The sequence below is a fragment of the Paraglaciecola sp. T6c genome, from assembly GCF_000014225.1.
GTDB lineage: Bacteria > Pseudomonadota > Gammaproteobacteria > Enterobacterales > Alteromonadaceae > Paraglaciecola > Paraglaciecola atlantica_A.
Map to the genome: position 1 here is coordinate 3,817,696 of NC_008228.1, position 12,181 is coordinate 3,829,876.

At 45.2% G+C, this 12,181-nt stretch carries 11 protein-coding genes; 2 read left to right on the top strand and 9 right to left on the bottom strand.

Translation table 11 applies throughout. The features are described from left to right. Nucleotides 1-277: 277 nt before the first annotated feature. The 6 genes from ispH to murJ all read right to left on the bottom strand — a co-directional run bounded on the left by ispH (nucleotide 278) and on the right by murJ (nucleotide 7,754). Entirely contained in the window at nucleotides 278-1,222 is a 945-nt protein-coding gene (gene ispH, locus PATL_RS16295) for a 4-hydroxy-3-methylbut-2-enyl diphosphate reductase (RefSeq protein ID WP_011575914.1), read from the bottom strand. A 45-nt stretch (nucleotides 1,223-1,267) separates the two neighbouring features. Next, nucleotides 1,268-1,711: an FKBP-type peptidyl-prolyl cis-trans isomerase gene (gene fkpB / locus PATL_RS16300; protein WP_006993161.1), complete on the bottom strand. Its 444-nt coding sequence runs from the start codon at nucleotides 1,709-1,711 to the stop codon at nucleotides 1,268-1,270. Then, complete coding sequence (lspA, locus tag PATL_RS16305; RefSeq protein WP_006993162.1) at nucleotides 1,704-2,198, bottom strand: signal peptidase II; 495 nt, start codon at nucleotides 2,196-2,198, stop codon at nucleotides 1,704-1,706. The genes fkpB and lspA overlap by 8 nt, the downstream gene beginning before the upstream one ends. Further along, nucleotides 2,191-5,019, bottom strand: coding sequence for an isoleucine--tRNA ligase (gene ileS / locus PATL_RS16310; RefSeq protein ID WP_011575915.1), 2,829 nt, complete (start codon nucleotides 5,017-5,019; stop codon nucleotides 2,191-2,193). The genes lspA and ileS overlap by 8 nt, the downstream gene beginning before the upstream one ends. Nucleotides 5,020-5,060: 41 nt before the next feature. Beyond that, nucleotides 5,061-5,987, bottom strand: a complete 927-nt coding sequence (ribF, locus tag PATL_RS16315) for a bifunctional riboflavin kinase/FAD synthetase (RefSeq protein WP_011575916.1) — start codon at nucleotides 5,985-5,987, stop codon at nucleotides 5,061-5,063. Between the two features lie 195 nt (nucleotides 5,988-6,182). Further along, a complete protein-coding gene (gene murJ / locus PATL_RS16320; RefSeq protein ID WP_011575917.1) occupies nucleotides 6,183-7,754 on the bottom strand; it encodes a murein biosynthesis integral membrane protein MurJ in 1,572 nt (523 codons plus the stop codon). Between the two features lie 477 nt (nucleotides 7,755-8,231). Between murJ and rpsT the strand changes: the two genes are divergently transcribed. Next, nucleotides 8,232-8,495, top strand: a complete 264-nt coding sequence (gene rpsT, locus PATL_RS16325) for a 30S ribosomal protein S20 (protein WP_006993166.1) — start codon at nucleotides 8,232-8,234, stop codon at nucleotides 8,493-8,495. 514 nt (nucleotides 8,496-9,009) lie between these two features. Further along, complete coding sequence (locus PATL_RS16330) at nucleotides 9,010-10,428, top strand: M28 family peptidase (RefSeq protein WP_011575918.1); 1,419 nt, start codon at nucleotides 9,010-9,012, stop codon at nucleotides 10,426-10,428. Between the two features lie 101 nt (nucleotides 10,429-10,529). On the opposite strand, the gene PATL_RS16335 is transcribed toward PATL_RS16330, so the two are convergent. From PATL_RS16335 to PATL_RS16345, 3 genes are read right to left on the bottom strand one after another with little or no spacing between them, the layout of a single operon-like run. Further along, nucleotides 10,530-10,976 (bottom strand): flavodoxin domain-containing protein, encoded by a 447-nt coding sequence (locus PATL_RS16335; RefSeq protein ID WP_011575919.1) that lies wholly within the window; start codon nucleotides 10,974-10,976, stop codon nucleotides 10,530-10,532. A 33-nt stretch (nucleotides 10,977-11,009) separates the two neighbouring features. Further along, nucleotides 11,010-11,768, bottom strand: coding sequence for a tRNA pseudouridine(65) synthase TruC (gene truC, locus PATL_RS16340; RefSeq protein ID WP_011575920.1), 759 nt, complete (start codon nucleotides 11,766-11,768; stop codon nucleotides 11,010-11,012). Beyond that, the gene (locus PATL_RS16345; protein WP_041713979.1) at nucleotides 11,768-12,112 is read right to left on the bottom strand and encodes a YqcC family protein; all 345 of its coding nucleotides are present in this window, start codon (nucleotides 12,110-12,112) and stop codon (nucleotides 11,768-11,770) included. The genes truC and PATL_RS16345 overlap by 1 nt, the downstream gene beginning before the upstream one ends. Nucleotides 12,113-12,181: the final 69 nt, after the last annotated feature.

The window sequence follows — 12,181 nt, forward strand, 5'->3', positions numbered from 1 at the left end:
GAATGAAGCTGGGTGCAGAGTGTGCTTGGCGATGAAACTTGAACCTTTAATAACGGATAACCACAGGCGTAATAGTGATATTGAAGCTTAGCGCACTAACGCGCTACGTTAGTTATCGACTTTAGACCATAGGTATAATTGATGTGTAGGCTTATGACTAACCTATTTCAGGATGGGACAGCAGATATAAAAAAGTCGCTAAAGAGAAATAAAGCTCTTTTAGCGACTTGTTTTTCGTGACGTGCCGGCATCTTGGATACGACCAAACCCAGTGCTTTTAGCTTACTTGTTTTACTCTTAACTCTTTAGGCACTGCAAACTCGATGTTTTCTAGGCGACCAGGGCGCTCAGTAGCACTGCTTGCACCCCACTCTTTTAACCTGTCGACCACACCTTGTACTAATACCTCTGGGGCCGATGCACCTGCGGTCACACCAATATGTTTAGCGTTCGCCAACCATTCTTTTTGAATACAATTAGCATCTGCTATCAAATGCGCTTTTGCCCCAATCTTTTCAGCCAACTCTCGTAAGCGATTTGAATTAGAGCTATTTTGCGCGCCGACCACTAGCAATATATCGCAATCCGCTGACAATTCACGTACCGAATCTTGGCGATTTTGCGTGGCGTAACAAATATCGTCTTTACGTGGCCCTTCAATTGCTGGGAACTTGGCGCGCAACGCGTCAATCACGTCAGCGGTATCATCCACAGATAAAGTGGTTTGACTACAGTAGTACAACGCGGATGGATTTTTTACCTCGAGGCGGGCAACGTCATCGACCGACTCAACTAAGTAAATACCGCCGTCTTGATTGTCGTACTGACCCATGGTGCCTTCCACTTCGGGGTGGCCCTGATGGCCAATAAGTACACATTCTGTGCCTTTTGAGCTAGCGCGCATCACTTCCATATGCACTTTAGTGACAAGTGGACAAGTTGCATCAAACACCTTCAAGCCACGAGAGCTCGCTTCGTTGCGTACAGCTTGAGACACACCGTGGGCCGAGAAAATCACTATGCTGTCATCAGGTACTTCCACCAGCTCATCAACAAAGACCGCCCCGCGCTCTTTAAGACCATCCACCACGAATTTGTTATGTACCACTTCGTGGCGCACGTAAATAGGCGGTGAGAAAATTTCTAACGCGCGTTCAACGATGGTGATGGCTCGGTCAACACCGGCGCAGAAGCCTCGTGGGTTAGCCAAATGAATTTGCATAATGTTTCCTAGTGTTAACTCTTGCTTTGAGCTCAGTGGCGTAAGTTACGCTACTGAGATAATTTCGACATCAAAGGTAATCGTTTGCCCAGCCAAAGGATGATTAAAATCAACCGTGACTGACGCCCCCGCGACTGAGCGCACAATACCAGGCAGCTCACTTCCATCAGGTTGAGAAAAGGTCATGATCATGCCTTCTTCTGCTGGCGTTTCGCCACTGAATTTGTTGCGATCAAGATGGTAGATATTGTCTGGGTTTGGAAAACCGAACGCGTCTTGAGGCTCAAGGGTAAATGACTTTTTATCGCCTGCGCTTAATCCCAAAAGACAGGCTTCGAAGCCTGGGGTCAAATTACCATCGCCAATAACAAGCTTAGCAGGCTTATTATTGACTCGGGTGCTGTCCGCCGCTGAGCCATCAGATAATTTCAAGTCAAAGTGCAATACCACTTCACTGTTGTCTGTTATGACTACAGATGAATCACTCATTTACATTGTCCTTATTTTTAAACATATCTATGACTAGTAAAAACGCGCCTAAGCAGATTGCGCTATCAGCTACGTTAAACGCAGGCCAATACCAATCTTGGTAATAAAGCACTAAGAAATCGATAACAAAACCGTGTAATAAACGGTCAAACACATTGCCGAGCGCGCCACCAATAATCAAACAAAACGCCACAGGCAACATAACCTGTTGGCGGGTGGTTTCTTTTAACCACCAGGTGACTAAACCACATACGGCGATAGCAATACCTGTGAATAACCAACGTTGCCAACCACCAGCATCACTTAAAAAGCTAAATGCTGCCCCGTAGTTGTACACGTGAGTTAAGTTAAAAAAAGAGGTGTACTGAATCGCTTGGTACGGCTCTAAATTCGCCACGATCCAGTGCTTAGTAACCTGATCGATGACAAACACCACCACGGCTAACCACAAAAAGCGCAGACCGCTTTGTCTAAATAAATTAAGCATAGGCGCGCGTTTCACCTTCGCCATCAACGTTAGTGACACAGCGCTGACACAACTCAGGATGCGACTCATTTGTACCCACATCTTCACGGTGATGCCAGCAACGAGCACATTTTTTGCCTTCTGATGCGCTGATATGTAACCACAATCCAGGCACTTCGGTTTCTGTGGCATCAGCAGGCTTGCTCTCAACCGCTTCCACTGTTGCAGACGAGGTAATAAACACAAAGCGCGCTTCATCTTGTAATTTGCTAAGCAACTCAGCAAGCTCTGCGGTAGCGTAAATTTTCACCTCTGCTTCTAAAGAGCCACCAATAGTGCCTTCTTTACGAGCCAGCTCAATTGTACGATTAACTTCATCTTTAACCGCTAACACCTGCTGCCAGAATGCATCGTTAAATTCGGTATTGTCCGCTTGAGCAGTCAACCCTGTATACCATGTACCGGTGAAAACGAATTCGTCTTCTTGCCATGGCATTTCTTGCCAGATTTCCTGAGCAGTAAAGCTAGTGATCGGTGCCATCCAGCGCACAAGCGCCTCAACTATATGATACAAAGCTGACTGGCATGAGCGACGTGCGTGGCTGTCACTCTTCGCGGTGTACTGACGATCTTTGATGATATCCAGATAGAAACTGCCCATTTCAATCGAACAGAACTGCATCAATTTCTGTGTCACCACCAGCAAATCATAAGCTTCATAGGCTTTTACGATCTCGCGTTGCATGGTGTGGGCACGGCTTACGGCCCACTTGTCCAATTCAACCATTTCTTCAAACGGAACCAAATCAGTTTTTGGGTTAAAACCGGTTAAATTGGCAAGCAAGAAGCGTGAGGTATTACGAATACGGCGATAGGCATCAGCCGAACGTTTAAGGATTTCATCTGACACCGCGATTTCACTGCGATAATCAGTCGATGCCACCCACAAGCGCAGTATATCTGCACCCAGTTTATTGGTAACTTGTTGAGGAGCAACCGTGTTACCCAAAGACTTTGACATCTTTTTGCCTTTACCATCAACGGTAAAACCGTGAGTAAGCACTTGCTTATAAGGTGCATGGCCTTTAGTAGCAACAGAGGTCATCAGTGATGACATAAACCAACCTCGGTGCTGGTCAGAGCCCTCTAAGTACAAGTCAGCTGACGCAGGAATATCATCACGCTTATCGACCACAAAGTAGTGACTCACACCTGAATCAAACCAAACGTCTAATGTGTCTAATACCTTAACGAACGTATCTGCATCATCCCCTAGCATTTCTTGGGGGTCAATATCCCACCACGCTTGTATGCCTTCGCTTTCAACACGTTGAGCCACCTGTTCAATTAAGGCGTCGGTATTTGGGTGCAAATCACCTGTGTCTTTGTGCACGAATAACGCGATAGGAACGCCCCACGTACGCTGACGTGATATACACCAATCTGGGCGACCCGCTACCATGCTTTCGATGCGGCTTTCGCCCCACTCAGGGATCCACTGAGTTTTATGAATTTCTTTAATGGACGCTGCGCGTAGGCCATTCTTGTCCATGCTAATAAACCACTGAGGTGTCGCACGGAAAATTAACGGCGTTTTATGACGCCAACAATGTGGGTAACTATGGGTGTATTTAACGTGATGCACTAGCGCGCCGCGCTCTGCTAATACTTCAACCACATGTTCATTCGCCTTAAAGACATGCTCTCCGGCAAATATCGGTGTGTTTTCAAGATAAACACCGTTAGCACCGACGGGGTTAGCAACTTCAAGGTTATATTGGCGACCGACGTTGAAATCTTCCACACCATGACCTGGCGCAGTATGTACGCAGCCAGTACCTGAATCTGTCGTTACATGCTCACCTAAAATAAGTGGCACAGTGAAGTCGTAAAACGGATGCTGTACCTGCATGTTTTCTAGGGCTTGGCCTAAGGCAGTACCCAACACGTGAGTATTCTCAAAGCCGAAACGTTTAACGCACTCATCAAGTAGGTCTGTTGCCACAACTAAGCGCTCGTTACCATTTTCTGATTGTACTTGAACCAGGCTATATTCTAATTCTGGGTGCAATGAAACTGCGCGGTTTGCAGGCAACGTCCAAGGCGTGGTGGTCCAGATAACCACTGAGATTGTGCCTTCACCTAAACCTTCACCTATTGCGGTAAATTGTTTGGTGAAGCTGGCTTCATCGGCAATATTGAAACGCACATCGATAGACGGCGACACTTTGTCTTGGTATTCCACTTCGGCTTCAGCCAAGGCAGAGCCACAGTCTGTACACCAATGAACAGGCTTAAAGCCCTTTTCAAGGTGACCAGAGCGTACAACGTTACCCAACTCGCGGATAATGTTCGCTTCAGAGCTGAAGTCCATTGTTCTGTAGGGCTTGTCCCATTCGCCAAGCACGCCTAAACGAATAAAGTCAGCTTTTTGCCCATTAATTTGCTTTTCGGCATAGTCTCGGCACTTTTGTCTAAACTCTGCTGCAGTGACTTTCTTACCAGGTTTTCCGACTTTTTTCTCAACCATGAGTTCGATTGGCAAGCCGTGACAATCCCAACCGGGTACGTAAGGCGAATCAAAATCTGATAAGGTTTTTGATTTAACAATCACATCTTTAAGAATTTTATTCACTGCGTGGCCAATGTGAATATCACCATTGGCGTACGGAGGGCCATCATGCAAGATAAAAGGCGTTTTGCCTTTTTTAGCAGCGCGAATTTTGTGATACAGCGCTTTATTCGTCCAGTCTTGCAGCATTTTAGGCTCGCGCTGAGCAAGATTCCCACGCATTGGGAACTCAGTCTCAGGCAAATTCAAAGTATGTTTGTAGTCACTCATTGATTGCTAAATCCAAAATCGTCGTTGTTCGTCATTAAATTTCAGTTAACCCCAAGCAATTGTTTTGCTTGCTCGGCGTCACGTTGTATTTGTTGGTGCAACTGTTCGAACGAATCGAACTTAATTTCGTTGCGTAATTTTGCTTTTATGGCCACAGAAATAAAGTGACCATATAGGTTGCCGGTAAAATGAAAAATATGCACTTCTAACTGAGAACGTTGGCCATTTACCGTTGGGCGCGTGCCAATGTTCGCCACGCCACTATATGCCTTACCTGCTATGTCAACTTGAACCGCAAACACACCATTAATGGGGGCATTACAGCGTTTCAGCAATAGGTTGGCAGTAGGAAAGCCAATCGTGCGGCCTTTTTTATCACCATGCAGTACCTTGCCCGAAATCGTAAACGGTCTGCCAAGCATCTTTTCAGCAAGCGAAAAGTTGTTTTCACTCAGTGCATTGCGGACTTCGGTCGAGCTAATACGGCAATCTTCTAAGCGAAAGCTTTGCGTACTCACCACACTAAAACCGCATTTTCGCCCTTCAACTTGCAGCATAGCGAAATTACCTACTCGCCCTTTGCCAAAGCGAAAGTCATCGCCCACGACTAAAAATTGCACACCTAAGTCTTTAACTAATAGCTGCTCAACAAACTGCTCTGCGGTAAAAGAGGCAAAACGTTTATCAAACTTCAAACACAATAAACGGTCTACACCTAGTGCTTTAAGTTGTACATATTTATCACGTAATAAACTGAGTCGCGCGGGTGCGTTATCCGGTGTAAATAATTCCTCAGGCTGAGGTTCAAACACCATAACGGTAGCAGGCAAGCCCAGTTCCCTTGCCTTCACAACGACTTGACTTAACACGGCTTGATGCCCCAGATGAACGCCGTCAAACTTTCCAATTGTCAGTACGCATCCTCGATGTTTATCTCGAAGATTATGTAAACCGCGGACTAATTCCACTTCGTTCCTCTTATATTAAGTACGTCATCTATTAAGTACGTCATCAAGCCAAGCCACTACATCAGCTTTTAAGCTACTCCAAGCACGTAAGTTGCCCGAGCATGTATCTCATGTTTAATACTGTTTGGCTAAAATCAAAGCGACGGATTATAGCGAACTACGCGCAGAGATACAGCCCGTTATAGCGCAGTTCGTTCAATTAACGTGAATTGCTTTTGATAGTAACTGTTTTGGGCGTATCCCGAGGGCAAATCCACTCAATAAAAACACCGCCCCAGCTCCCGCTATCATGATGGCCAATTGTGTCATTTGCATCATCGGCTCCCACATCAGCCAATTAGCAATCGTCGGTCGGTAATAGATAAGCCCAGCAGCCATGATTAAGGTCGAAATTAAGACTTTTGTTAAGAACAACAGGGTACTCGCAGAGAGTTTGTAGACCCCTAAACGATGCAACTTGCTGTATAACAAGCCCGCGTTCATGGTGGCTGACAAACTAGTGGCTATCGCCAATCCGAGGTACCCGAATGGAATAGCGAAAATTAAGTTAAACACCATATTCGACGCCATGCACCAAATACCGTACTTCACCGGTGTTTTAGTATCTTGACGAGAGAAAAATCCCGGAGCAAGTACCTTAATTAACATAAAGCTAAGTAATCCAGTGGCATAGGCGATTAAGCTGTACGAGGCGAGAGTGGCGTCTAATGCGGTAAATTCACCGCGTTTAAACAATACGATCAACATAGGCTCCGCTAAGATCATTAAACCAGCCGCAGCGGGAATTCCTAATAAACTTACCATCCGCAGCGCCCAGTCGATGTTGGCACTAAACGCCTTGGCATCGTTTGTCACATGATTACGCGATAAGGTCGGCAGTATGACAGTAGCAATAGCAATACCAAATAATCCTAAAGGAAATTCCAGTAAGCGGTCAGAGTAGTAAAGCCAACTAATGGAGCCTGTGACTAAGAAGCTTGCGATAAAGGTATCAAACAACAAATTAAGCTGGCCAACCGATACCCCGAACAATGCCGGTATCATCAATTTACGCACTTTAGTTACTTGTGGGTCTGACCATCCCCATTGCGGTTTTACCAGTAATCCAGCTCGGTACAAGAAAGGTAGCTGAAATGAGAATTGCACTATGCCACCAATAAATACTCCCCACGCTAATGCAAAACCTGGCTCTTCAAAGGTATCCGCCATAAAAATAGCACAGCTAATAATGGCTACATTTAACAGCACTGGGGTGAATGCGGACACAGCAAATTGGTTTAAGGTATTTAAAATGGCGCCGGTTAAGCCTGCTAACGAAATAAACATTAAATAAGGAAACGTGATCTTCAACATCAAGGCTGCCAGCTCGAATTTCGCTCCTTGGGGCTCATCATTGAGATACTCCATAAACCAGCCGGCGCCAAACAGCGCAGTGACCACCGGAGAACCGATGACGCCGAGAAACGTTACTACGGTCACTATTACTCCAAGCGTACCGGACACTTTGGCAATAAATTGCTTCATGGCATCTTTGTCATTTTCATTGCTAACTTCTGTCAGCACAGGGATAAACGCTTGAGCAAATGCGCCCTCAGCAAATAAACGACGAAGAAAATTGGGAATTTTATTAGCAAAGAAAAACACATCAGCTGCCGCCCCAGCACCCATTAAATTCGCCACCACAACATCTCTGACCAAACCCAAGACTCGTGATAAAAACGTCATACAACTGACAATCAATCCGGATTTCAACAAACGATTCGACACACGACTTCCTTTAAAAATTAGATAACCCGAATAACACTGCGCTTAAACACAGTGCCTATTATGCGCCAAGGGTAATTTAGTTAGAAGCATTCATCTGAAAAACAATCACCTACAGGTATAAGCACACTCTCACTCGGTGTAACCGAGTTGCACCCCTGATTAGGCGAACAGGTATGGGGTGAGCGAGTATGAGGTGAGCGGGAATGAGGTGAAGAATGTGGCGTTAATTTAACTTCTTAGTGCATTGCCTCTTCGCTCAATCACGGAACTCAGGTAAACTACTATCTGGCAGGTGCGAATGCCTATTAACATCGCTCATTTAGCTGCTTGTGAACACGATTCAAATCCAGCATTACGATACCCTGAGAATTAACTGCAGTTTTGCACAATAAATACGCAAAAGCATTTGACAAACACAGGTCTGATAGGCACAATCCGCACCCTTGAATTTTGACTAGAATTTTTTGGGAGTTCCACTTGGCTAACATTAAGTCTGCTAAGAAACGTGCACTACAATCAGAAAGACGCCGCCAGCACAACGCTAGCCGTCGTTCGATGACACGTACATCTTTGAAGAAAGTACTTGCTGCAATCGCTTCTGGCGACAAAGCATCTGCTCAAGCTGCATTTGCAGCTGCTACACCTTTGATTGACCGCATGGCAACTAAAGGTCTTATCCATAAAAACAAAGCTGCTCGTCATAAGAGCCGTTTGTCTGCACAGATTAAAGCATTAGCTTAATATCGGTTCAGAATTTTTATTGTCAAAAAAGCGCTTAGGCGCTTTTTTTGTGCCTATAATTTACGTTTCTCACTGCCCCTCTCCTTTTTGAGCCAGATTAAAGTAACTTGAATTAAGTTAAATTAAGTTATTCATCCAAACTTGCATTAAATTGAGCTAGGGGCTGCTGATCTTTGGTGTGTGTTTTTGCAGCGAGTTGTGCGGTATTTATACTATAAAGCGCGAGAGTGATGTAGTTGTTCTACTTGAGTGAGTGCTGAAGCACTAGAAATACTGCACAAACGCAGTCGGAAGGATTCTGCCTAAACACTTTTTACTCTTTATTGCTATTTTTTGAATTAGCCCACTAGGCCAGCAAATGAGCGCCGCGATTAAAAAGCGTTTAGATTGAACAAAATTTATACCACAAAGATCTACAGCCCCTAATACCATTCCAGTAAATAATTGCTCAGTGGTTAATTATTTTTACTGGGATTGATATAAATAAACAATAATATTCATTTAAGGAAATCACATGAGAAGCATACATTTGTATCGTTCGCTTGCACTAACCGGCACCTTGCTGGTCAGTGCTTGTGCATCAACTGAACCAACGCACACAGCGACTACTCAACTTGCTGAACTAAGTTCGAAAGCGATGAATAGCGATACCGCTTACGAAATAGTGAAATCACTCACAGTAGAAGTTGGACCACGAATAGCGGGCAGTGAAGGTGATAAGCGCGCGGTTGAATGGGCGGAAAATAAATTTAAAGAACTGGGATTTGATAACGTCTACAAAGAGCCTGTTCGCGTAAGAAATTGGTCTCGCGGTATTGCAGATGCAAAAATCATCGCCCCTTATCAGCAGAAATTATTTATCACCGCATTAGGTGGATCAGTGGCCACTCCTGAAGGCGGCCTTACCACTCAAGTGACTATGTTCGACTCTTTGGCTTCATTAAAACAAGCTGACGCAGCGCAAGTAGATGGAAAAATCGTTTTCATTAATCAACGCATGCAACGTGATCGCGCTGGTAAAGGCTACGGCCCTGTCGTTATTGGGCGCTCACAAGGTGCTATTGAGGCGGCAAAATTAGGCGCCAAAGCGGTCCTTATTCGCTCCGTCGGTACCGATAATTCGCGTTTTGCGCATACCGGTGTTATGCAATATTCCGACGATGTACAGAAAATACCCGCAGGCGCGTTATCAAACGCTGACGCTGACAACTTACAAGCTATGATCGACGCAGGTAATGATGTGACATTAGCAGTGGACATGCGTGCTAAAGAACACGGCTGGCAGACGTCTTATAATGTTATTGGGGAATTTACCGGTACAGAGTCTCCTGAAGAGGTTGTGCTGATAGGTGCTCACTTAGATTCATGGGACGAAGGCACAGGTGCGTTGGATGATGGCGCAGGTGTCGGGATTGTTACCGGCGCAGCTACCTTGATAAAAACCCTAACTGGCCAACCCAAACGGACGATCAGGGTAGTACTTTATGCGTCTGAAGAATTCGGCTTAACTGGCGCGCAGGAATATACCCGTAAGCACAAAGAGGAATTAGGCAATATTATTGTTGCAGCAGAGTCTGACTTTGGTGCGGGGGAAATTTATCAAATGGATACCCTTTTTGCGCCGGACGCTGTTGAGGCAGCTACCCCCTTATTTGCCGCCCTTGCCAAAATAGGCATTAAACAAGGCCATAACCAAGCTGGCGGCGGCCCTGATGTGTCAATGCTCCCCAAGCACGGGGTGCCCGTGGTTTCTCTGTTACAAGATGGCACCTATTATTTTGACTACCATCACACGGCGAATGACACATTAGACAAGGTTGATCCAAAAGCATTAGCACAAAACCAGGCCGCTTATGCGTTGCTTGCTTATTTTATGGCAAATAGCGATATTGAGACGCGCCCAGCACCTAAAGAACTGGCACAATCACATTAGTGAAGTCAACGCAGTATCGTATTTCACACAAAAAAGGCGAGGTGTCGACATGACATCTCGCCTTTTTAATGGCTTAAGTTAGGGCAACTTACGTCACAACTTTACGCAAATTCAGCGGCCAATGGCTCTATAAAAGCCAACGCTTCTTTTTCAGGCTCAAGAGTTTCACAAGCATCAATCTTAAGCATACCTGCAACTGGCTTGCCTTGTAACTCAAGTAATAGCGCTTGTATTTGCTCGCCCGCCCCGCAGTACGAATCACAGTAACTACTATCACCTAAGCCAATGACAGCAAACGGCTTCTGATCCATCAAAGGGAACATGTCCTTTAAATCTGCAACAAAAAACTCGAGATTCGGCGGAATATCCCCCTGCCCCGTAGTGGAAGAAACAAAAATGTACCCATCACAGCGTTTAAAATCATCAATGCTTGGGTCGTCATATATTTCGCTAACCACTTGTTTACTGGTGAGCAGCTCTTGTACTTGCTCTGCAACATGTTGGGCGTTACCGTAAACTGAACCAACGAAAATACCTACTTTACTCATTTTTTACTCTTCCTTTGATAAAACAAAATTAGTTTACCGACTATTTGAAAGCAGATCTAACCTATCTAACGATGGTAATTCCCAGCCCCATTGCACCATCAATGTAGACATCCTTTGATCGAAATCATTCACTATCGCCAATTTTTCGTTACTTACTGGATGTGTCATGCACATTTGTTGGCAGGTCAATGCCAAACCATTAAATGAAAACTGATCACGCATAAATTTATTGTGTTTTCCATCACCATGAGTGGTATCACCCACGATGGGATGATTAATATGGCACATGTGCCTACGCAATTGATGTTTGCGACCCGTCTTTGGGTGCAGCCGCACGAGCGTGTATCGAGCCGAGGGATAACGACTGACAGCAAAAGGCAACTCGAATTGCTGTAGCGGCACGTATTCTGTTTGTGCTTCTTGGGCGTCTTTATCTTGTTTAGCACGCTTATCTGCTATTTTATCGAGCTTTTCTTTAAGGGCATAATCAATCAAACCCGCTTCTTTTACATGGCCGCGCACGATGGCGAAGTACGTTTTTGCAATTGTATTACCAGCAAATTGCTCCCCCAGCAGGCGCGCAATATCTGCAGATAAAGCGAACACTAGTACTCCGGAGGTTGGGCGATCTAAACGATGAACCGGAAACACATGCTGACCGATTTGGTCTCTGAGCATCTGCATCGCAAACTGGGTTTCGTGACGGTCAATCATACTTCTGTGTACTAATAAACCAGCGGGTTTGTGAATAGCGACTAAGCATTCGTCTTGATACAAAATAGTTAATGTCATTATTCTGCTCCACAAAACGCGAGGTCAATTTGCGCTAACACGTCAAGTACAGGTTCCCGCGTTGGCTGTCCTGTCGTGTATTCTTTAGCCCACTCTTGTGCCATCGGCATAAGTGCCATTCGTGTGGGCAGTGGCTTTTCTTCTTGTAACAATTCATTCATCTTGGGAATAAAGATAAATTGCAGCCACTGAGCAAATCCCATACGATCACAAGCAAAAGGCAATTCACTTTGCATTGCCCACTGTGATGGCGGGGAATAAGTCCACTGTTCAGCTGTTTTTAGTGCCTCGGCCAATTGCGATAACAGCTTCTCTACTTGGACTTCTGAGGCGCTACATGGCATGCTTCCGCTCATATTTAATCATCTCAAAATTAGGTTGTTTCCGCGTAATGCGCGGCAGTTTATAGGTAA

Coding starts and splice junctions, on each gene's coding strand:
- PATL_RS16330 (WP_011575918.1), top strand. CDS start 9,010: ATGAGAAGCATACATTTGTATCGTTCGCTTGCACTAACCGGCACCTTG.
- lspA (WP_006993162.1), bottom strand. CDS start 2,198: ATGCTTAATTTATTTAGACAAAGCGGTCTGCGCTTTTTGTGGTTAGCC.
- PATL_RS16345 (WP_041713979.1), bottom strand. CDS start 12,112: ATGCCATGTAGCGCCTCAGAAGTCCAAGTAGAGAAGCTGTTATCGCAA.
- ispH (WP_011575914.1), bottom strand. CDS start 1,222: ATGCAAATTCATTTGGCTAACCCACGAGGCTTCTGCGCCGGTGTTGAC.
- truC (WP_011575920.1), bottom strand. CDS start 11,768: ATGACATTAACTATTTTGTATCAAGACGAATGCTTAGTCGCTATTCAC.
- fkpB (WP_006993161.1), bottom strand. CDS start 1,711: ATGAGTGATTCATCTGTAGTCATAACAGACAACAGTGAAGTGGTATTG.
- ileS (WP_011575915.1), bottom strand. CDS start 5,019: ATGAGTGACTACAAACATACTTTGAATTTGCCTGAGACTGAGTTCCCA.
- PATL_RS16335 (WP_011575919.1), bottom strand. CDS start 10,976: ATGAGTAAAGTAGGTATTTTCGTTGGTTCAGTTTACGGTAACGCCCAA.